The sequence below is a fragment of the Rudaeicoccus suwonensis genome (genome assembly GCF_007829035.1).
Classification (GTDB): Bacteria; Actinomycetota; Actinomycetes; order Actinomycetales; family Dermatophilaceae; genus Rudaeicoccus; species Rudaeicoccus suwonensis.
This window is the reverse complement of record NZ_VIVQ01000001.1, coordinates 822126-843021: the sequence shown is the minus strand read 5'-3', so window position 1 is coordinate 843021 and position 20896 is coordinate 822126. Positions and strand designations below refer to the sequence as shown.

Below are 20896 nucleotides of genomic sequence, written 5' to 3'. Positions count from 1 at the left end.
GATCCGGCCTGACTGTGAAGTGACCGATGACCACCATTGACCGCGTGATCGGCCGTTACGTCGTCTTCGGTGAGGACACGGTGCTGTCGGCGCTGACCAAGATCAGCGACAACAAGGCCGGCATCGTCTTCTGTGTCGATGAGCACGGGATCCTGCTGGGCTCGCTGAGTGACGGCGACTTCCGCCGGTGGGTCACCACCGCGTCCCCGATCGACCTGTCGACCATGGCGATCACGGCGGCGAACACATCGTGTGTGAGCCTCGCCCTCGGCTCCGAGCCGGCCACGATCTCGGCGGCATTCCGCCCGGGGGTCGGCGTCATACCTCTGGTCGATGCCGACGGTCATCTGTCGGCGATCGCACGGCAATCGGCTGGAGAGCTGCGGATCGGCCGGCACACGGTCGGCCCGGGACACCCGGCGCTGTTGATCGCCGAGATCGGCAACAACCACCAGGGCGATGTCGCGCTGGCCAAGCAGCTCGTGGACCTGGCCAAGGAGGCCGGCGCGGATGCGGTGAAGTTCCAATTGCGTGACGTGGCAACGCTGTACCGGCAGGGCGGCTTCGCCGTGAGCGAGGGCGAGGACCTCGGCCCGCAGTACACGATGAACCTGCTGGCGAAGTACTCCTTCACGCCGGAGCAGATGATCGAGTGCCTCGACCACTGTCGCGGCGTCGACATCGACGCCTTCTGCACTCCGTGGGACGAGCCGTCGCTGCGGGTGCTCGCGGCATACGGCGTGCCCGCGTTGAAGATTGCCAGTGCCGACCTGACCAACCACGACCTACTGCGGGCGTGCGCCGCCGAGCACCTGCCGATGCTGGTCTCGACAGGTATGTCGAGCGAGGACGAGATCCGCGAGAGCGTGACCGTGCTGCGCCGTGCGGGTGCCCAGTTCGCGCTGCTGCAGTGCCAGTCCACGTATCCCGCGCCGTTCAAGGACGTGCACCTGCGGTACATGGACACCCTTGCCGAGATCGGCAACTGCCCGGTGGGGTACTCCGGTCATGAGCGTGGTCACCACGTGCCGGTCGCGGCGGTGGCGCGTGGTGCGCACATCATCGAGAAACACTTCACGATCGACAAGACGTTGGAGGGCAACGACCACCAAGTGTCTTTGCTACCAGCGGAATTCGCACAGATGGTCACCCAGATCCGCGACATCGAGAGCGCACTGGGCACCGCCACCGCGCGTGCGGTCTCGACCGGTGAGCAGATGAACCGCGCCAACCTGGCCAAGTCACTGGTCGCCACTCGGGCACTGCAGGTCGGTGACGTGGTCACCCGTGACGCCGTCGCCATCAAGGCACCCGGGCGGGGTTTGCAGCCCAACCGGCTGGAGGGCCTCATCGGACGACCGATGCGCCGCGCGATCGACGCGGGCGACTTCTTCTACGCGACCGACCTGTCGGACACCGTCGCGCAGGGCCGCGCGTATCGGTTCCGCCGGCCGTGGGGTCTGCCGGTGCGCCACCATGACGTCCGAAAACTGTTGGACGACAACGACATCAACCCAGACCTGCTGGAGTTTCATCTGTCCTACCGCGACGTCGAGATGGACGAGGACGACTTCCACCGGCTGTTCGGTGGTCGCTTCGAGGGCATGACCTACACCGTGCACACCCCCGACCTGTATGCCGGCGACTTCCTCATCGATCTGGCCAGCCCGGACGAGCAGACCTGGGAACGCTCCATTGCCGAGGTGCAGCGTGTCATCGACCTGACCCGCGATCTCGCGCCGTGGTTCGACGCCGACCAGCCACCGGTCGTGATCTGCACGATGGGCGGGTTCACCCGCGACGCATTCGTGCCGCCGGAGGACCGCGGCGCGATGTACGCACGCATCGCGCGGGCACTGGAGCGTATCGACGAGCAGGACGTGCGCCTGACCGCCCAGACACTGCCGCCCTACCCGTGGCTGATGGGCGGACAGCAGCATCACAACCTGTTCATGGCGCTGGAGGACACGGTGGGTTTCTGCCGCGACCATGGCCGGCGGCTCACCGTGGACCTGTCGCACTCCAAGCTCGCCGCGAACTTCCACCGGCGCGCCTTCAGTGAGTATGTCGAGGCACTGGCCCCGCTGAGCGAGCACCTGCACATCGTCGACGCCGTCGGTGTCGACGGCGAGGGGCCGCAGATCGGTGAGGGCGAAATCGACTGGCCCGCAACGGCATCCGCGCTCGACCGTCTCGCACCGGGCGTGCCCTTCATCCCCGAGATCTGGCAGGGCCACGTCAACAACGGCGAAGGATTCTGGACGGCGCTGGATCGCCTCGAGGCGTGGTTCTGAGGTGACAAAATTCCAGCGGCCAGCGTTAGGCGATTCCTCAGGCAGCACCCAGCCGATCGTCAGTGCCCACCCCATCGCCCTGTGGGTGCTCCCGGTGTCGGACATTGGTGGTGTCGCACGTCATGTCATGGACGTTGCCAGAAACGGACTGCCTGGATTCCGTCTCGTGGTCGCCGCCCCCGAAGGTCCACTACTGGATCAGCTTCGCGTGCTGCAGTGTCCGGTGGTCGTCCTGCCCGATCCCGTCGATGGTGCGCCCCGCTTCGCGCGAGCGCTGCGGCATACGGTCCGGCGGCTGGAACCCGCAGTGGTCCACTCGCACCTGGCGATGGCCGACCTTCTCGTGGCGGTGGCGACGGTAGGGCTGCCCCCGGCACTGGTGTCGACCGAACATCATGTGCAGGCGGACCAGCGGATCTTTCACGGGTCCGCGCTGCGTGCCGGGTCTCGCCGGATCGCCCACCACTCGCGAATCCGTCGCTTCGACCACCTCATCGCTGTCAGCGAGTCGACACGCCGAGCCATGGTGCAGCACTGGCACCCCAGCGCGCCCATCACCGTGATCCGCAACGGCGTCGACCGGTCGCCGGCGAAGCCATCGCAACCAGGACTGCGGGTGTTGTCGCTGACCCGGCTTTCCCCGGAGAAGAATCTCGGCATGACGTTGCGCGTTTTCGCTCGCGTGCATGCGGCGGAACCAGCGGCTCGGCTCACCATTGCCGGCACGGGGCCACAGCAGGGCGAACTGCTTTCTCTCGCAGACGATCTCGGGCTCTCCGACGTCGTGACGCTCCCGGGCTTCGTCGATGCGGCCACAGCACTCACCCAGCATGACGTCGTGCTCCAGCCGTCGCTGGCAGACAACCTGTCCTACACGCTGCTGGATGCCGTGAACGCCGGGCTCGGAGTCGTCGCCAGCGCCATCGGCGGCAACGACGAGATTCTTCCGCCGCACTGCCTGGTTTCCTTGGACGACGCGCCTGCGATGGCTGCGGCCGTGATCGAACAGGGCCTGGACGTGACTCGTCGGCCGAACCTCCCGCAGGACATCCCCGCTGTCGCCGGGATGTGCCGACATGTGGTCGAGGTGTATGCCGATGCCGGCGTCCGAACAACCGGCAGCGCCGACGACGACAACGACAGGCACGACAACGACAGCCACGACGACGATGGCGCCACCGCCATACGGCGGGCACCCGACTCGACGGTCGTGATCGCGTACTACCGCAACGGTTCGACCCTCCGCGCTCAACTCGACGCTCTCGCTCACCAGTTGGATGCGCCGTCGTTCGAGGTCGTCATCGCCGACAACGAGGGGTCCGACCGACTGGCCATGATCGTCGCGTCGTACGCGGATGCCCTCGACATCCGCGTGGTCGACGCCCACGACGTGCGCGGGCAGTGCCATGCCCGCAACGTCGGCGTGCGGGCAGCACGCGCCGAGCACATCGCGATGTGCGATGCCGACGATGTCGTCGGCCCCACCTGGGTGGCTGCGCTCCATCGGATGACCAGCGCCGAGGACGTGCTCGCGACCGGCCCTCTGCGCCATGACGTGATCAACCCACCCGCCGTGTGGCAGGCGAAGGCACGAATCGCCGGACTCGATGAAGCCCCTCGTCCGTACCTGCTCGGGCCGTTCGGATATCTCGGCTACGAGACCTTCGTCATGGGCTGCAATCTCGGAGTCCGCCGGCAGACCTTCCTCGACCTCGGCGGCATGGACGAAACCATGCTCGGCGGATCAGAGGACGTCGACTTCTCGTGGCGAGCGCTCGAGAGCGGTCGAATGATCACCGTCGACGACGCCGCCCTCATCGATTACCGGCTGCGTGTCGATGAGCGTGATGTGCGCTCGCAGGCGTATCGCTACCAACGGGCGCAGTTGGGCCTGTGGGCGCGCAGCCGGCGCATGGGTCGTCCGGTGCGCGGCATGTCGCTGCGCTGGGCGTTGCGGGAGACCGCTGCGTTGCCGGCCCTGTGGCTCACCACCCGCCACGCGGATGAAATCACCCGCCTCTGCGTCGCATCACGGTGTGGCGGCACCACCGGGAATCTGCTCGGGCAACTGTCGGTGCGCCGGCCGAGGCTGCGATGAGCGCGCTGACGATCGCAGCCAACAATCCCACCATCGGTGGGGGTGAGGTGATGTTGCTGGCCATGGCTGATGCCGCCCGCAACGCAGGCCGCGGCGTGCGGATCGTCGCCCCCGGCATCGACAGCGAGGTGACGAACGCCGCGCGCGATGCGGGCTTCGACACCGTGGGGATCGACTCCAGCACACGCGGCGGCTACCTGCGCGGCCTGCGCGAGTGGGACCGCCGCCACCGGCGCGGTGTGCTGTGGTGCAACGGGCTGCGCCCTGCGGTCGCCACGGCGGGACGCCGCGGCCGCGTCATACATCTGCATCAGATCCCTTCGCCGCGACAACAACCACTGGCCACCATGGCGCGCAAGGGTTCCGTCGCGACGGTCGTACCGTCGGTGATGATGCAGCACCACGTGCCTCACTCACGCGTGCTCGCCAATTGGACGGCAGACGCACATCCTCGATCCCGTTGCAGTGGAAGCATTTTCGTCGTCGGCTACCTCGGGCGACTGTCCAGCGACAAGGGTGTGCCTGTGTTGTGCGCGGCGATCGATCGACTGCGCAGACGCGGGACGCAGGTCTCCCTGCTGATCGCCGGCGAGTCGCGTTTCGTCCCACCAGCAGACGCGCAGCTCGTGTCCGCGGCAATCAGCGAACTAGGGGACACTGCACGCTCGATCGGGTGGGTGAGCCGTTCGCAGTTCTTCGACTCCGTCGACCTGGCCGTCTTTCCTTCCGTGTGGGCCGAACCCTTCGGGCTGGTGGCCGCCGAAGCGATGGCAGCACGCTGCCCGTTCATCGTCAGCGATGCCGGCGCCCTGCCGGAGGTCACCGGGCCCGACTACCCGTGGGTGACTGCCGCCGGTGATCCCGCTGCCCTGGCTGACCGCATCGAAGCGGCGATGACCGCGAATTGGTCTGCGACAGTTGCAGATTCACGCGACCGTTGGGAGTCGGAGTTCTCACCCGCAGCCGGAGCAGCGCGCTTCCTCGAACTGCTGGACGATGTTCTGGTGAGAGCGAAGGGGCACGTATGACGACCGCATCGATCGTCATACCGACCCGTGGCGGCGCCCAGCGGCTGCCGCTGCTGCTGCACACACTTGAGCACCAGAGCACCGACGACTGGGAGGCCCTGGTCGTGATCGACGGCGACATCGACGACTCCGCGTCGGTGGTGCGGATCTTCGCGGACCTGCCGATCCGCACGATCGTGTTTCCGCAGAACCGCGGCCGCTCCCACGCCCTCAACGCCGGATTCACCGCTGCACAGGGCGAGGTGTTCATCCGGGTCGACGACGACTTCGAACTCTCCCCCGGGCATGTCGCTGCCCACATCGCCGCACATGCAAGCGGTCCATGCGGTGCCATCGGGCTGACCCGCAACGTCGCCCTGACCAACAGATATTGGCGGGTGTATGGCGCTGCCGCCGACGAGCGCAGCCGTCACGACGCGCACAGCATGCCCGCGGACCAACGCTGGCGGCTGTGGGGCGGCAACACCTCCATCGACCGCGGCTCGTTCACGAGGGTGGGCGGCTTCGACACCACCTACGCCGGATACGGCTGGGAAGACGTGGATTTCGGCTACCGCGTCGCCCAGCTGGGTCTGCCGATCCACCTGGTCGAGGATGCCGAGGCGCTGCACCACATGGCATCCGTCGACACGCAGACCAGGGCGCGCCGAGCGTTCGACTCCGGCCGCGCCCAGCGACACTTCGAGGCGTTGCACGGCGCCGGCAGCAGCCGTGACAGGAGCACGCCGTCGTCGTGGTGGCGTCGCGCGACAGACACCACTGCGGGCGCCCTCACCTCGGCCCGGGTTCAGGCGCTGTCGAAGGCTGTCGACGCCACACTGCCGGTGCTGCCACCGCCGATCGCACGCAAGGCGGTCGCATTCACCGTCGAGGCGTCCGCCACGGCCGGCTTCACGGAGCAGCCCGATGAGTGAGGGGCGGTTGCAGGTGTGGTGCGCGACACCGTCATCCTCCGGTGGATGGGGGCCGGTGACCGCGCTCGCCGAACTCGCGGGGCGCATGTGGGACACGACGCCGGTCTACTTCCACCCCACGGCACCCGCGGGACCGTTACGCAAAGCGGTGGCGATGCTCCCTCGGCGTCGCCGCAGCGACCGGCAGCTACTGCTGATCGCGGCTCAGCCCGGCGACCTGCTGACCGTGGCTCGCGCCGATGTGCTTGCCGGGCGCTTCGAGCAGATCGGCGCCTGGATCATCGACTCGTTCTGGGACGAACGGATCCCGCTGTTCGCCCGGACCCGGCATCTGGTCGACCGCATCTGGATCACCGACGTCGAACTGATGGACAGGTATGCCAGCGCCACCACAGCTGAGTGCGGCTGGCTGCCGTGGGGCACCGATGCCCTTGCCGCTCTGCCACGACCGGCCACCCGGCGCGACATCGACGTACTCCGGCTGGGCCGCCAACCACAGGCCTGGGACGACGACAGCACCACCGGTGAAGCGTTGGCGACTAACGGGATTCGATTCCAAGGGCGCTTTCCCCAACTCGATGACGGCCTGGCCAACCAGCAAGCCGTGCGCGACCACCTCGGCCGCTCTCGCGTCGTGCTCGCGTCGGGAAACCTCGCGAGCCCGACGCAGTACGGACATCCGACTCGCGACTACCTGTCCGCGCGGTTCACCGATGCCGTCGCTGCCGGCACGCTCATCGCCGGGGCCCGTCCGGCCTGTTCCGCCAGCGACCTCATCCCTGACGAGGCGTGGATCGACATCGATGTGACGTCACGCGCGCGCGGCCTCTCAGCGATCATGGACGCTGTGAGGGGACACACCGACCGCACCGTCGCCGTACTGCGCTCAGCGGCGCTCGAACGGCTGGACTGGCGCTACCGCCTCGAGCAGATCCGCCGGGACCTGGATGTCGCGTCTCCCACCCTCGACCGAGAATTGAGCGACCTGCGCGGCGCAGCCCTTCATCACCGTTCGCTGTACCCAGGGCTGCCGCTGTGATCGCCGACCTACGCTATCTGCTGTCCACGTTCACCGCGCGGGAGCGGCGCCTGCTCGGCGTGTATGCCGTTGCCCAGTTCGTCGTCGCCACACTGGATCTGGTCAGCATCGCCGCGATTCTGCCGCTGATGCAGATCGTCACCGGTTCCTCCCTCGACCACGGCACCCTGGGCTACATCCATCGCATGCTGGGGTCGCAGCCGCGCGACCCGTTCGTCCTGTCGCTCGCCGGATTGATGATCCTGGCATTCATCCTCAAAGCCCTGCTCGCCTCTGTGCTGATGTGGTGGTCGTCCGGATTCATCGCACGCCTGCAGACACGCACCTCACGTCGACTGCTGGCCGTCTACATGAGTGAGGACTACCTGCAGCATCGGCGCCGCAACACCGCCGAGTTGATGCGCACGATCGGATCGGCAGTGCAGGCAGCACATGTGAGCGTCCTCGGTGGTCTGCTCACCGCATTCAGCTCGGCGCTGTCGATGGTGCTGATCGCGGTGCTGCTGCTGATCGTCGCGCCGATCCCGACGATCGTGGCGGCGGCATACTTCGGGATCATCGTCTTCGCCATCCAGCGACTGCTTGCCGGTGCCAACCACCGTGCCGGTGAAGAGGCGCAGCACGCATCGTGGCTGAGCAGCCACGCTCTCATCGACGCGATGCAGGGCTACCGCGAAGCAGTGCTGCACGATGCTCAGGATTTCTTCGTCGACCGGTTCGACACCGGCAACCAACTGGCCGCGCAGTCGGCCCGCCGGGCGAACTACTTCGCCGGGCTGCCCAAGTATCTGCTCGAGTTGGTCACGATGATCGGTCTGGTCGTGCTCATCGTCGCCGAAGTGCTGTCCGGAGATGCCCAGTCCGCGATGCCCACGCTGAGCCTGTTCGTCGCATCGACGGTCAAGATCCTGCCGCTGATGGTGGGCCTGACCGCCACGATCGGAATGATCCGTGTCGGCCGCGACGGCCTCAAACACACCGTCGTCGCCCTGCGCGACACCGCACAGGCACGCGACGACGCGGCCGCCAGGACAAACAATGCACCGCTGGCACAGGACGCCCCGATTCAGCTGAAAGACATCTGCTTCCGTTACCCCGACGGAACGCGCGACATCGTCCGAGGCGTCAATCTCACTGTGCCGCCGGGAAGTTCGCTGGCAGTGTGCGGGCCGACCGGGTCGGGCAAGACCACGCTGATCGACATCATCCTGGGGCTGATCCCGCCCACCTCGGGCACCGTGAGCTACGACAATGTGCCCACCAACACCGCAGGCAACGCGTGGCACGACATCGTCGCGTATGTCCCCCAGGACGTCTACATCATGGATGACACCCTCGCCGGCAACGTGGCCTTCGGCCTGCCGGTGGAAGACCGCGACCAACAGCTCATCCTGCAGTGCCTCGCCGACGCCCAATTGTCGGATTTGCTCAGCGAACTGCCCGATGGTGTCGAAACCCTTGTGGGCGAAAGAGGTTCGCGCCTGTCCGGCGGGCAGCGCCAGCGACTCGGCATCGCTCGTGCGCTCTACCGCCGACCCAAGGTGCTGGTGCTGGACGAAGCAACCTCGGCACTGGACAACGAGACCGAATACAAGATCACCCAGACGATGCGAGCGCTGCGCGGGCGCATCACCACGATCCTGGTGGCGCATCGCCTGTCCAGCGTCCGCCACGTCGACACCCTCGCCTTCCTCGAACACGGCGACCTCCAGGGGGTCGGCACCTTCGACGAGGTCGTCGCGGCATCACCGACCTTCGCGCGCCTGGTGGAACTCGGCCGACTTGACGGTCCCACCGAACACGGCGCCGATCGGAACGAGGCCGGCACGCACGACGACGTGGGCCCGGAAGCACGTGACGACGGCAGCGATATGTCGACGAGGCGACTCCGGTGAACGGCATCCTGCGGCACGCCAAGTCCGCCCTGCTCACTCCGCTGCGGCGGGGAGGCCAACAAGTGGTGCTCACGGAGAACTTCATGGGCCTGGGCAACCTGCTGTACATCGCTGTGTGGGTCGCACAAGCCCCTGACACTCGCAAGATGCTCGAAACCTCCAACCTGGCGGCCTGGTATCCCACCTTCCCGCGGTTGCGCGAGCTGACGATCCAGCGGACGAGCATGCCTTTCACGGCCGCTCGCATCGACTCGATCTCGACCTCTTTCGGCCGGTTCGGCACGGACTTCGCCAAGACCCAACTGCACGACTTCTGCCGCGACTATCTGATGACCACGACTGCACCATCGACCACGGATCGACTCGTGATCAACGTGCGCCGCGGGGACTACTACACCGATCCGGCCGCCCGTGGCCACTACGCCATCGACACGGAGGCCTTCTTGCGCACCGCGCTCCACCACGCACAGGAGCAAGAACCCGTCCACGGCATACATGTTGTCTCCGACGGCATCGAATGGTGCGAAGAACGGCTGCAGTGGTTGCGCGACATCGCACCGCTGACCTTCTCCCGCTCGACCGACACTCCCGCTGACAACTTGTGGACGGTCGCCGGTGCCCGCCGGATCCTGATCATGAACTCGACGTTCTCCTATTGGGCCGGATACCTGCACGACGTCGTCCACCCCGGTGGCGAATCCCAGGTCTGGGCGCCACGCTTCTTCTCGCGGTCGCAGGCCGATCACGCCTCATGGAGCCTGGACCCGGATTGGTCGATCGTCGAATCGATACCCGGTGGGTGGGATTCGTGATCAAGCGTCGACTGCAGTTGCTCAAACATCGTGCTTATCTGGCCTACAAGCCCTACCGGTTTCCGGTCGCGGGCGCGCTCGAGCCGGCCTTCCGCGCCGCCCATCGGATCAAGCCGGTCCACTTCGACCCGCTCGACTGGCCCGACACGCACCTGCCACACGATGAGCCGCTGACCAGGGAGACGACCGAGCCGATCCCACGGCAGATCTTCTGCTTCTGGACCGGCTCCAATCCGCTGACCGAGAATCGGCGCCGCAGCCTCGACGCGATCCGCCGGATGAACGGCGATCTCGACGTCCGCCTCATCACGCCCGCCACCATGGACGAGTTCGTCGTGCCGGAGCACCCGCTGCACCCGGCGTACGAGCATCTGTCGCTGATCCACCGGTCGGACTACTTGCGCTGCTACGCGATGCACGTCCACGGTGGCGGATACGCAGACATCAAGGCGCCGTTCCATCCGTGGACGCAGACGTTCGAGTTGATGGATCGCTCGAGCGCGTGGATGGCCGGTTACCGGGTGCCCGTGCGCCTGATGACACCGAACATGACCGACCCAGCGCTCGAGTTGGTGATGCGGCGGTGTTCGGAACTTCGCCTCGGTCAGTGTTCGTACATCTGCCGACCGGACACGCCACTGACCAAGGAGTGGTGGCGCGAACTGAACCTTCGACTTGACCACGGACTGACCGAACTGGCAGCACATCCGGGGAATGCGCGCGGTGACAACGCGGACTATCCGCTGCAGCTGAACGAGATTCTCGCCCAGATCATCGACCCGCTGGAAGTCAAATACCGCCGGCATCTGCTGTACTCCGCGAGCCTCTTCGTCGATCACAGCAACTACCTCTGAGACTCGTGTGTCTGCAGGACGCAGTCAGATCCCCGAGCCCCACCCGCCAGGCACGTCACGCACGATGGACCAGGTTGGGTCAAGCTGAAAAGCCTTACTGTCATTGATGTCTCGGCGGTGGAATTCAGGTGCCCAGACGAGCGCGTGGTTGTCGCCATACAGACCGTTGCTCATGTATGCCGCCCAGTAGGAAAAGCTGGAATTGGCCAGGATCAGCCGACGGGCGGATGCCAATTGCCGCAGGTTGTCGACCGGTCCGTCGTCGTCGGCCTGGAAGTGCAGGGTGCCGTGGTCGGCGAGGAATCCCAGGTTGTCCCGGCACCAACCCGGATCGTCGGACACCACAGCGATCTCGCTGATCGGGTGCTGCGCTGCTGAACCCTCGATCGCGGTGGCGACGAAGCCTGCGATGTCGAAACCGTACTGACGGCGAAGGACCGGATCGGAGTAGTAGTCGCCTCGGCGCACATTGACGGTGACAGTCGTGGCCGGACCGTCGGGTGTGAGAGCGAGCACCGGCGAGGTGAGCAGTCGCTCGCGCACGAAGCTGCGAAGGTGTTCGACCGGGAACCGGTCGAAGTCCTGATACCAGTGGGGATCACGTCGGTCGAGGATCCGCAGATCCTCCGGCTCGATCAGCAGGGGCTGTATGTCGGGAAAGACCTCCACCCACGGGTTCATCGCATCGGTGCGCCGGACCCACCAGTCGTGGCCGGTGGCTCGCCCGTGATGAGCCCACAACCAGAACGAGAACATGTTGCCGACGCCGATGCCGTCAGCCGGTGGCATCGAAACTGCACGCCGGCTGTGACGCCGCAGCAGGTCGAGCGCTCGGGTCAGTTGGTAGCCGCTGAAGTTGCGCAGCGACGTCATCGACAGACTCTTGCTCATTTCCAGCGGCCGGTCTCGCGCACGAAGGCGACCTTGCGGCGCACCCGTTTGCTGCCGGCCTTGAGCACCAATGCGCCTCTGCGTGCTGCGATCTCGGCATCGGACATCGTCTGGCGCCGCCGCACCGAGTAGCGCTCCAGAAGGTCGGTGGACACCAGTTCCTGGCCCAGGCCGAAGCGTCTGCCGAAGCATGCGACACGCATCGGCTTGTCGCCCGGTCCGCAGAAGTGAACCGCGAAGGCGTCGGTGAGGGCGGTGTCGTAGTAGTGCTCTCGGGAGTTGAGCAGGCGGTGATCGACGATGGCCACCTCGGCTTCGACCGCCGGGTCGTCGCGGATCACGCGCCAGATCGCGTCCTGGTCGCCGTGGGTGTACAGCCCTTCGGTCGCCGGGTCCCAGTCGGCTTCGATGTCGGCCAGGTCGCGGTCTTGCGCGGCGTCGAGGAAGGCGAACGTGCGCGGGTCGTTGCGCAGCAACATCACACCGGAGTTGAGCCTGGTCCACGTCCCGTCGAGTTCCACCGGCCCGTCAGCCACGACGAGAAACCGGTCGTCGGCCTCGGCTTGGTCGACCAGCTCCTCGATGCTGCGCGAGGCGACGTCGGTGATGTAGACGTCGTCATCGACATACAGCACCCATTCGAAGTGGGGCAGGATCTCTCGGATCAGCTCGAACTTGTAGTAGTAGACCGTCTGTATGCCGGGTGCCAGGCCGATGCCGATGTGATGGGTGAAGCCGTGCTCCCGCGCGAAGACGGTGTGGTTGACGTACGAGCGGTAGCGCACCTCGTCGCCGCCGCTGGTGACGCACAGCCGGGACGGGTCACGCATCGGGTCCTCCGCTCGGAGTGCCGCCACGGGTGCGCCACGCGTGCGCGATCAGCGCCCGCTGCCGGCGGTGGTTCTCCCGTGGCCGCGGCGACCGACCCGCCACGCTACGCGCGGCATTCCACCCGAGATTGACCGCGGTCGCTGCCTCCAGCCCCCATCGCAAACCGGCACCTCCGTGCCACTTCTCGTGGTACCGGAAGCGCGCATCGGTGACCCATCCGCCCCGCTTGACCGGATCGGAGGATCCACCGCCGACATGGTCGAGGACCGGCTGAGCCAGCACCACCACCGGCAGCCCTCGCTCTCGCTTGAGCCGCCACTGCAGGTCGGCCTCCTCGCAGTTCATGAAGAAGCGCTCGTCGAAGCCGCCGATCGCGCGGAAGTCCTGCGTCGGGATCAAAAGGCACACACCGATCGCCCAGTCGGTGACCACCGGCACCTGCGCATGCCAGCCGGCGACGTCATTGCCCATCGCACGTTCGACCCAGTCCTGGCCGTGGAATCGCGCCAACGGCTCAGACCACTCCAGCACGTGGTGCGACGCCTTGGGCCACAACCGTGGCACACACAATTCGCCGCTGCCCTGGTGCACCTTCGTCGACACCACTGCCGGCCACCACGGCTGCGCGCCCTGCACGAGGTCGTCCAAGGCAGTCGGGGGCAGCGACACGTCGCTGTTGAGCACCAGCAGGGCGTCATGAAATGCCACCGTGACACCGGCGTTGACCGCGGCGCCGAAGCCACCGTTCGTGGCACGACGCACCACCTGATAACCCTCCCCTGCCGGAAACGCCTGCGGCGAGGCGTCGTCGCTGACGACGATCTGAACCGGCACCGGCGAGGAGTGTTGCCGCAACTGCTCGATCAGCGCGGCAGTCGGAACCGGGTCGCCATAGTGCGGAATCACGACCGAAAGCCCAGTGATGTCAGTCGATTTCATCACCACAACCGCTCCAGAGCCCGCGCGCGGTGCACGAACGTGTGCTGCGCGAACGTCCGATCACGGGCCCGCCGGCGCAGGTCGTCGAAATCCCCCGGTCGCGCCAAGACGTGCCGCGCGTGGTCGATCAACTCGTCGTCGCTGGTGAAGACCAGCACCTCGCTGCCTGGTTCGTAGAACTCCGAGACATCTGGCCGATCGATCAGCTGCACACCACCGACCGCGCACGACTCGAACGTGCGCATCGTGAAACCGTCCTGGTCACCGTGCACGTTCAGAGTCGACACCGAATCCCGCATGATCGACAGACTCACATCACCCGGCACGTCTCGATGGTTCGGGATGCCCCGCGACCGCACCCGCCACGTGCGGGCCCGATCCACCGGATGATCCGACCAGCCCCGCCCCCACGCCCGCACCGGCACTCCTGCATCCATCAACGCCCGCAACGCCGCGACGCGGCCCGGCAACGGTGCACCGACGAAGCTGACGACCCCTTCTGCGCCGGAGTGCTGCGCCACCGGCCGCAGATCATCGAAAGCCGTTGGCACGTATGTCGTTTCAAACCCCTGCGCGGACAACTCCTGTGAATCGTGCGGACTGTAACTCACCAGCCGTGCATGTTGCGCGACAACACCCACATCGAACCGTGGTGTGCGCCGGATCTCGTCATACAGCCAGACGATCGTGGGACGGCCGCCTGCCGCGGCGACCTGCCAGAACTCGGGGTCGAAGAGATCACCACGGATCACCAGCACCACGTCAGGGCGCATCCCCCGCACCGCCTGCACCGCCCCGCGCGTCGCCCGCTGCGTCGACAGGTGGTTGTCGGTGCCCCGCACCCGCGCGACTGTCTCGTACCGCGCCTTGTTCCACACCTTTATCGCCGTCGACGGCACCGCGTCATAACGATGCACCGTCACCTCGTGATCCAAGCGACGGAAGGCATCTGCGATCGACTCACCGTACCCATGGAAACCCGGCGTGATCACCAACAACCGGGTCACGACCAGCCGCCCAGCACCTTCGCCGGCACCCCACCGACCACCGCCCCGGCCGGCACGTCCTTGACCACCACGGCACCCGCGGCGACCGTCGCACCGTCACCGATGCGCACGCCGCCCAGCACCACGACGTTCTGACCGAGGAAGACGTCGTCCCCGATCACGACCGCACCCGTGCCCTGGACGGCGTGCCGGTCGGACCGGCCGTGGTCGGTGGAGGACACCATCACGTTGTCGGCGATCACGCAACGAGTGCCGATCGACACCGGATCGATGGAGTGCAGGTGCACCCGGTGCCCGATGTAGGTGTGTGACCCGATCGCCAGCGCAGCGGACGGTCCTTCGGTCGCCAGCCAGGCACCGTCCCGGATGATCACGTCGTCACCGATGGTGATGCGGTCGACACCGGCGAGCATCAGCGGCGCGACGACGACAGTGCCGCGGCCGATGTGCCCGAAAGCCTTACGCATCAACGGCATTCCGGACTGCGCGAGGCGGTAGCGCAGACCGGCGCGTTTCTCGACAGCCAACCGCGCCAGGTTCATCGCCGCATCACCAGGTCCCCCCAGGCGTGTTTACCCCGACCGGCTCTGCCGAACCACGGATCAGCGATCGGCCGCCCGAAGCGTTCGGTGATCGCGATGCCCAGCACGAAGAAGGCTCCGGTGGTCATGAAGACCTCACCCAGCTTCCAGGCGGTGATGAGGATGACGACGATGCCCGCCTCAGCCACCAGCAGCCGGAACGGCACATCCATGCGGGAACTGGCCACACCGAGGCCCAGGACCACGAACGCCAGCAGGCTCCACCACAGGAACGGATATCCACCCTCCACGAATGCCTGGTCGTAGGAATCATGGAAGAACACCCGCCGCACCCCGCCCAACAACACAAAACCCTGGTTCAGGCCCAGGCCGAACCACGGTGTGCCGTTGACCTTCTGCGCTGTCGCGGCCTCGATCGCCACACGGAACTGGTCGTCACCGGCGCGGTCGGAGTACACGCTGTTCTGGGCCCAGTTGTCCTCGACGTAGATCAGGAACCAGAACGCGATCGCGATGAGCGCGAACCGGAACGTCATACTCACTTTGGTCCGCAGGTAGTACCACGCCACCGCCATCAAGAACGCGGCGATCGAGGTGCGCGACCCCGTCAGATAGAGCGCCCACAACGAGAACACCAGCCAAGGAACGTGCCATTTACGCGGCAACGCCAGCAGCGCCAAGAGCCCGAGCAGCGCGTAGTACATGCCCGCGACGTTCTTGTCGCCGAAAAAGCCCGTCAGGTATGGCGGGTACTGGTTCGTCGCAAGACCCGCATAGAACAACGGCACATTCACCACGATCGCGACACACGCGCCCAGGATCATCGAGCGGTAGTCCACCCGACGCTGCGCCACCACGATCGCGACACCGAGCAGGATCACAAACTTGGCGATCCGCTGGGTCCACGGCATGTCGTTGTGTCGCGACTCGATGATCAGAAACGCATACAACGCCACCGTCACGATCACCATCAGGCTGCCCCACTCGACCCGAACCTTCGGCCGGCGGCAAGAACCCACCGCAATCACGAGCAGACCCAGCACGATGCCACCGGTCAACGGCCCCGACACGGTGTAGTTGTTGAACAACAGTCCCGCCCCGAGCACGGCATCCAACAGCACGATCGTCGAGCGGTATGCCGCCCACTGGTGCACCCGGCGCGGTCGCTCCCGACGCTCGTGCAACACCCATCGCGACGCGACAACAGGTCGCCTGGTCATCACCATCAGGCGATGTCGTTTCGCATCGGTGAGGCTCCCCGGCAGATGAACAACGTGATGCTGCCACACCCTAGACGTGGCAGCTGGTTCAGACCCATTCCAGCAGCCCGGCATCCACCAGTTGGTCGACGAACGCCGCGATGTCGTGCTCGATGTCGGACGCTCGCTCGCCGGTGACGTCCGCGATCCGCTGCGCAATCTGTGCTGCGGAGGTCGCTTCCACCGCGGATTCCCAGATCAGCAGACCACTGCCCGACATACAGGTGATCCGGCCTGAGCCGGGCGTCAGCGCGAAGCCCGCGATCGCATTGGACGTCGCCTGATCGACCCAGGCCACGTCGCGCGGCCGCTGCCAGGTCATGTCACCGCCTCCGCACCAGGGCGGCGACGAGTCGACGAAGGTCGGTGACGGCGGCGCCCAGCCGGCCGGCGTATGCGCGCGCGTAATCACCGGCGCTCGGCTTCGGGCCGACCTGATCGCGCAACAGATCCGGGTTGACGATCAGGAACCCCTTGACGACGCGCACCCGGTCGGAGACGCTGCGCGCCGCACGCCACCTACCGACCCACTCGTCCAGCCGGCTCTGCGATTCCTCCGAAAAATGCCGCCACAACTGATACTGCGGATCGTCGCGATAGTCCTCGAGCTCGCCGGTGGCGGCGGCGAGCGCGACCTGTGCGTCGAACTCCGCGGCATGACCGCGCATCGCGACGCGGTCGTCGTCGGTGGCCTCGACCCACAGGAACTGCGCGTCCGGATGCCGCAGACCGCCGCTACGACCCGCGTGCAGCATCAGGATCAGCCGCTGGTGCTCGAGCGACGGCACCGTGCAGCGCACATGCGCGATCGACACTGTGCTGCGATGCGCCCACAACCGGTCGAAGACTCGGTCGGCGTCCATCCCGAAGCCGGGCCAGCTGCGATGCAGGTCGATGTATCCCAGATAGGTATGCCGCAACGTCGTGGCGTGGCCGAACGCCGAACCCGCCTCGAATCCCGAGACAACCTCCCACTCATGATCGAGCAGCACCGCCAGGAGCCGGTCGACGTGACCGGGCCGGACGAGCAGGTCGACGTCGAAGCTCACCCGGACAGGCGTGCCCTCGACGGCTGTCCGCGGCCGCAGTGTCGGGTCGGCGGCGGCTCCCTTCAGATGCAACAGGTCCACGGATGACGCACTCGCAAGGAGTTGCGCATATCCGTGGACCAGTTGCACGCGCACATCGACCGGGATCTCTCGCGTGTCAGCGCTGCGATCACGATCCATGGTGTGGCTCTCGAAGGTCGAGGACCGGGTCAGCCGTGGTGCAGTTCCATCGCCTTCTGCAGATTGCCGTCGATCGCGGCGAGGAATTCCTCGGTGCTGAGGAACGCCTGGTCGGGGCCGACGAGGAGCGCGAGATCCTTGGTCATCTGGCCGCTCTCGACGGTCTCGATGCAGACGCGCTCGAGGGTCTCGGCGAACTGCGTGACCTCAGGAGTGCCGTCGAGCTTGCCGCGGTGGGCCAGGCCACGCGTCCACGCGAAGATCGAGGCGATCGGGTTGGTCGAGGTGGCCTTGCCCTGCTGGTGCTGACGGTAGTGGCGGGTCACCGTACCGTGTGCTGCCTCGGCCTCGACGGTCTTGCCGTCCGGCGTCATCAGCACCGAGGTCATCAGGCCGAGCGAGCCGAAGCCCTGCGCGACCGTGTCGGACTGCACGTCACCGTCATAGTTCTTGCACGCCCAGACATAGCCACCCTCCCATTTCAGCGCGGAGGCGACCATGTCGTCGATGAGCCGGTGCTCGTAGGTGATACCCGCCGCATCGAAGTCGGCCTTGAACTCCTCGTCGAAGATGCGCTGGAAGATGTCCTTGAACTGACCGTCGTAGGCCTTCAGGATCGTGTTCTTGGTCGACAGGTAGCAGGGCACCTTGCGCTGCAGGGCGTAGTTCAGGGAGGCCCGGGCGAAGTCCTCGATGGACTTGTTGAAGTTGAACATACCCATCGCGACGCCGCCGTCATCGCCATACTCGGCGACCTCGTAGGTCTGCTCCTCGCCGCCGTCGGCGGGCTTGTAGGAGATCGTGACGGTGCCGGCGCCGGGAACCTTGAAGTTCTGGGCTTTGTACTGGTCGCCGTGGGCGTGGCGGCCGATGATGATCGGCTTGGTCCAGCCCGGCACCAGACGCGGGACGTTGGAGATGATGATCGGCTCGCGGAAGATGACGCCGCCGATGATGTTGCGGATCGTGCCGTTCGGACTGCGCCACATCTCTTTCAGGCCGAACTCCTCGACGCGCGCCTCGTCGGGGGTGATCGTCGCGCACTTGACGCCGACGCCGTACTCCTTGATCGCGTTCGCGGAGTCGATGGTGACCTGGTCGTCGGTCGCATCGCGGTTCTCGATGCCCAGGTCGTAGTACTTCAGGTCGATGTCCAGGTAGGGGTGGATCAACCGGTCCTTGATGAACTGCCAGATGATGCGGGTCATCTCGTCGCCGTCGAGTTCGACGACTGGGTTCTTGACCTTGATCTTCTCCATGACCTGTTGCGGCTCCTTGCAATTGCGGGTATTCGCGGTGTTTCGACGCGCGGTGGCGCGCCGACCCAGGCTATCCCTGCCCGCGCGTGCCGCCCCCATCGGGCACTGGGGGCTGTGCGGTCGGGTCATCCATCAACGCCTGGGAATGGTGTCCCAGCGACGGGTGGCCCGCACGGTGGGATGGGCGCTGCGATCACGTTTGCCGTGAACAGCCGAGGCTGCTTGTTATCAGGCACGAGGGCATGTCGAGTTGTGCCGGAGTTTTCGCGATGCCACGCACACAACCACCCGACCTCTGGGCCGTTGCCATCTTTTGTCAGTCCCAGATGGACGGACCGTTCTGGGCAAGTGTGGCAAGAATGAACCAACAGGAGGCGCACGTGGACAGTGCTGTCGTCATACTTGTCGCCGTGTCGTCCACGAGCGCATAAGGAAATCCGCCACTGCCGTCCTGCAGAGCACTGAGATTCTGCAGATCGGTAAGTGCGGCGCCGGAGTCACCCGCCACAAAACGAGCTAGAACGACACCCGCAGATCCTTCCGACCACACGTTGGCAGGGGCGTCGGGAAACGCCGGCTGAGGATAATATGCGCGATAACCAGCCAGGTCACCAACCGATGCCGCAAAAGAACTCGCATGGGCGAGTGCTTCATCCGCAAGTGTTGCTTGGCCGGTCTGACGCAGGAAGATTGAACCCCAAGAGGCTACGTCCAGAGTGTCGGTGTCATCCGGCTCACCGCTGGGGTCGAGCCCTTGCCGCATCCGACTTCCATCCCACAGCAACGCGACGGCCGCGGAAGCGATGGTTGCAGCCGCGCTCGCGGCTTCCTGAGAGCCCAGCACACTTTCGGCCAGTCGCAACGCTTGCCACCCATCCACGTTGTGCTCGGTGGAAACCCAGGTCGGCGACGCAGTTACATCGACGGAGCCGTCCTCATTGAAGTCACCCACTCCGGCACCGATGAGACCGTCGCTACGTTGCTGTGCCAGCAGCCAGTTGATTCCTTGCTGAGCAGCCACCATCACCTGCTCCGCCAACGAACCAGCGGTTCCGACCACTTCCAACCACAGAAGCAGTGCGTACGTCGCGATCGCCGACACCCCTGAGCGCTGCACCTGTACTCCGGCCCAGGGATTACGCCAATCCGCTGAGTTGACGAAGCCGCCGTCGGCCAGCTGCATCGCCATCAGACCGGTCACCAGATCCGCGGAAGCTGTGCCGAGCCGCAAGGCTGTCACCACTGCAATAGCCTGGTCATAGGTGTAAGTGACTTCTTGGCCCGCATAGCTGCGGATTAATCCCGTATCCGCAACCCACTGAGCGAGCACGGTGCCATCGCTTGAAACCAGTTGGAACAGCTTCGATCCCGGCGCACTCGCCGCGAACGCGAAAGTGCCATCCGCGCGAGCGGCTTGTCGCGCTATGAAATAGGCCGTATCGGTCACTACGAAGAGCTCGACCTCCCAACCGGAGAAAACTGGCTCGGCTGGCCACGGTACGCCGGACGGGGCATAGCTGTTTTGAGCATCCAACAGTCCTAAAGCCCACGTACCAGCGGGTGGGGATGAAATACTACTCAGATCGACGCGAAATTGGCCCGTGGGATCAACCAGAGTCTGCAATGGAACTTGGACAAGGCCGGTGCCGGTGTCGCGATACACCTGCACGATCCAACGCCCGGGCGTCGGCTGAAGTGTGATATGACCGACGACCACGCCGTCGTACGACGCGGAAACAGTCGCGGGTGAGTCGACCACGATCGACGCAGGATTCACCTCCTCCGGATAACCTCCACTACTGCTGAAGGTTCCCGAAACCGCGCCGGTCCAGTCCAGCGGGTAACTCGTGTCCGGTGTGATCGTGCCCACGGCGTCGATGGCTGCGCTGCCTCGCTGGCTCTGCACCCACACCCACGCCGCTTCTGCCTCGGGCGATTTCTCGGCACCCGATGAAGCGCCTGCGAATGGGACAGCGATGAGTGATTCACCGGCAACTGCCAACCC

At 65.8% G+C, this 20896-nt stretch carries 18 protein-coding genes; 8 read left to right on the top strand and 10 right to left on the bottom strand.

Annotated elements, in window-relative coordinates:
- The first annotated feature begins 26 nt into the window (after window positions 1-26).
- Genes BKA23_RS03875 through BKA23_RS03840 form a run of 8 tightly spaced genes read left to right on the top strand, consistent with a single transcriptional unit; the run spans window position 27 to window position 10934 of the window.
- On the top strand, window positions 27-2294 hold the full coding sequence (locus BKA23_RS03875; protein ID WP_145225651.1) for an N-acetylneuraminate synthase family protein: 2268 nt from the start codon (window positions 27-29) through the stop codon (window positions 2292-2294).
- 1 nt (window position 2295) lies between these two features.
- Window positions 2296-4392 carry a glycosyltransferase gene (locus tag BKA23_RS03870; RefSeq protein ID WP_342783591.1) on the top strand — a complete coding sequence of 699 codons (2097 nt, stop codon included), beginning with the start codon at window positions 2296-2298 and terminating at the stop codon, window positions 4390-4392.
- Window positions 4389-5420, top strand: coding sequence for a glycosyltransferase family 4 protein (locus tag BKA23_RS03865; RefSeq protein ID WP_145225648.1), 1032 nt, complete (start codon window positions 4389-4391; stop codon window positions 5418-5420). The genes BKA23_RS03870 and BKA23_RS03865 overlap by 4 nt, the downstream gene beginning before the upstream one ends.
- Entirely contained in the window at window positions 5417-6334 is a 918-nt protein-coding gene (locus BKA23_RS03860; protein ID WP_145225646.1) for a glycosyltransferase family 2 protein, read from the top strand. Before BKA23_RS03865 ends, BKA23_RS03860 begins: the two co-directional genes overlap by 4 nt.
- Window positions 6327-7373, top strand: coding sequence for a hypothetical protein (locus BKA23_RS03855; protein ID WP_145225644.1), 1047 nt, complete (start codon window positions 6327-6329; stop codon window positions 7371-7373). The genes BKA23_RS03860 and BKA23_RS03855 overlap by 8 nt, the downstream gene beginning before the upstream one ends.
- Window positions 7370-9268 carry an ABC transporter ATP-binding protein gene (locus BKA23_RS03850; RefSeq protein WP_145225642.1) on the top strand — a complete coding sequence of 633 codons (1899 nt, stop codon included), beginning with the start codon at window positions 7370-7372 and terminating at the stop codon, window positions 9266-9268. Before BKA23_RS03855 ends, BKA23_RS03850 begins: the two co-directional genes overlap by 4 nt.
- Window positions 9265-10080 carry an alpha-1,2-fucosyltransferase gene (locus tag BKA23_RS03845; protein ID WP_145225639.1) on the top strand — a complete coding sequence of 272 codons (816 nt, stop codon included), beginning with the start codon at window positions 9265-9267 and terminating at the stop codon, window positions 10078-10080. The genes BKA23_RS03850 and BKA23_RS03845 overlap by 4 nt, the downstream gene beginning before the upstream one ends.
- Window positions 10077-10934, top strand: coding sequence for a glycosyltransferase family 32 protein (locus BKA23_RS03840; RefSeq protein WP_145225638.1), 858 nt, complete (start codon window positions 10077-10079; stop codon window positions 10932-10934). The genes BKA23_RS03845 and BKA23_RS03840 overlap by 4 nt, the downstream gene beginning before the upstream one ends.
- A gap of 24 nt (window positions 10935-10958) precedes the next feature.
- Here BKA23_RS03840 and BKA23_RS03835 read toward each other — a convergent pair whose 3' ends face one another.
- The 10 genes from BKA23_RS03835 to BKA23_RS03790 all read right to left on the bottom strand — a co-directional run bounded on the left by BKA23_RS03835 (window position 10959) and on the right by BKA23_RS03790 (window position 20893).
- A complete protein-coding gene (locus BKA23_RS03835) occupies window positions 10959-11807 on the bottom strand; it encodes an alpha-1,2-fucosyltransferase (protein WP_170226360.1) in 849 nt (282 codons plus the stop codon).
- A 14-nt stretch (window positions 11808-11821) separates the two neighbouring features.
- Window positions 11822-12655: a glycosyltransferase family protein gene (locus BKA23_RS03830; RefSeq protein ID WP_145225634.1), complete on the bottom strand. Its 834-nt coding sequence runs from the start codon at window positions 12653-12655 to the stop codon at window positions 11822-11824.
- Window positions 12648-13595 (bottom strand): glycosyltransferase family 2 protein, encoded by a 948-nt coding sequence (locus BKA23_RS03825; RefSeq protein ID WP_145225632.1) that lies wholly within the window; start codon window positions 13593-13595, stop codon window positions 12648-12650. The genes BKA23_RS03830 and BKA23_RS03825 overlap by 8 nt, the downstream gene beginning before the upstream one ends.
- Window positions 13595-14602 carry a CgeB family protein gene (locus tag BKA23_RS03820; RefSeq protein WP_145225630.1) on the bottom strand — a complete coding sequence of 336 codons (1008 nt, stop codon included), beginning with the start codon at window positions 14600-14602 and terminating at the stop codon, window positions 13595-13597. Before BKA23_RS03820 ends, BKA23_RS03825 begins: the two co-directional genes overlap by 1 nt.
- On the bottom strand, window positions 14599-15144 hold the full coding sequence (locus BKA23_RS03815) for an acyltransferase (RefSeq protein ID WP_211841584.1): 546 nt from the start codon (window positions 15142-15144) through the stop codon (window positions 14599-14601). Before BKA23_RS03815 ends, BKA23_RS03820 begins: the two co-directional genes overlap by 4 nt.
- Window positions 15141-16364, bottom strand: coding sequence for an O-antigen ligase family protein (locus tag BKA23_RS03810; RefSeq protein ID WP_170226359.1), 1224 nt, complete (start codon window positions 16362-16364; stop codon window positions 15141-15143). The genes BKA23_RS03815 and BKA23_RS03810 overlap by 4 nt, the downstream gene beginning before the upstream one ends.
- 88 nt (window positions 16365-16452) lie before the next feature.
- Complete coding sequence (locus BKA23_RS03805) at window positions 16453-16725, bottom strand: PqqD family protein (protein ID WP_145225626.1); 273 nt, start codon at window positions 16723-16725, stop codon at window positions 16453-16455.
- A gap of 1 nt (window position 16726) precedes the next feature.
- Window positions 16727-17632 carry a nucleotidyltransferase family protein gene (locus tag BKA23_RS03800; RefSeq protein ID WP_145225624.1) on the bottom strand — a complete coding sequence of 302 codons (906 nt, stop codon included), beginning with the start codon at window positions 17630-17632 and terminating at the stop codon, window positions 16727-16729.
- 29 nt (window positions 17633-17661) lie between these two features.
- Window positions 17662-18891: an NADP-dependent isocitrate dehydrogenase gene (locus tag BKA23_RS03795; protein ID WP_145225622.1), complete on the bottom strand. Its 1230-nt coding sequence runs from the start codon at window positions 18889-18891 to the stop codon at window positions 17662-17664.
- Between the two features lie 316 nt (window positions 18892-19207).
- Window positions 19208-20893 carry a hypothetical protein gene (locus BKA23_RS03790; RefSeq protein WP_145225620.1) on the bottom strand — a complete coding sequence of 562 codons (1686 nt, stop codon included), beginning with the start codon at window positions 20891-20893 and terminating at the stop codon, window positions 19208-19210.
- Between the last annotated feature and the right edge of the window lie 3 nt (window positions 20894-20896).

Coding starts and splice junctions, on each gene's coding strand:
- BKA23_RS03875 (WP_145225651.1), top strand. CDS start 27: ATGACCACCATTGACCGCGTGATCGGCCGTTACGTCGTCTTCGGTGAG.
- BKA23_RS03865 (WP_145225648.1), top strand. CDS start 4,389: ATGAGCGCGCTGACGATCGCAGCCAACAATCCCACCATCGGTGGGGGT.
- BKA23_RS03860 (WP_145225646.1), top strand. CDS start 5,417: ATGACGACCGCATCGATCGTCATACCGACCCGTGGCGGCGCCCAGCGG.
- BKA23_RS03855 (WP_145225644.1), top strand. CDS start 6,327: ATGAGTGAGGGGCGGTTGCAGGTGTGGTGCGCGACACCGTCATCCTCC.
- BKA23_RS03835 (WP_170226360.1), bottom strand. CDS start 11,807: ATGACGTCGCTGCGCAACTTCAGCGGCTACCAACTGACCCGAGCGCTC.
- BKA23_RS03830 (WP_145225634.1), bottom strand. CDS start 12,655: ATGCGTGACCCGTCCCGGCTGTGCGTCACCAGCGGCGGCGACGAGGTG.
- BKA23_RS03825 (WP_145225632.1), bottom strand. CDS start 13,595: ATGAAATCGACTGACATCACTGGGCTTTCGGTCGTGATTCCGCACTAT.
- BKA23_RS03815 (WP_211841584.1), bottom strand. CDS start 15,144: ATGAACCTGGCGCGGTTGGCTGTCGAGAAACGCGCCGGTCTGCGCTAC.
- BKA23_RS03810 (WP_170226359.1), bottom strand. CDS start 16,364: ATGACCAGGCGACCTGTTGTCGCGTCGCGATGGGTGTTGCACGAGCGT.
- BKA23_RS03805 (WP_145225626.1), bottom strand. CDS start 16,725: ATGACCTGGCAGCGGCCGCGCGACGTGGCCTGGGTCGATCAGGCGACG.
- BKA23_RS03800 (WP_145225624.1), bottom strand. CDS start 17,632: ATGGATCGTGATCGCAGCGCTGACACGCGAGAGATCCCGGTCGATGTG.
- BKA23_RS03795 (WP_145225622.1), bottom strand. CDS start 18,891: ATGGAGAAGATCAAGGTCAAGAACCCAGTCGTCGAACTCGACGGCGAC.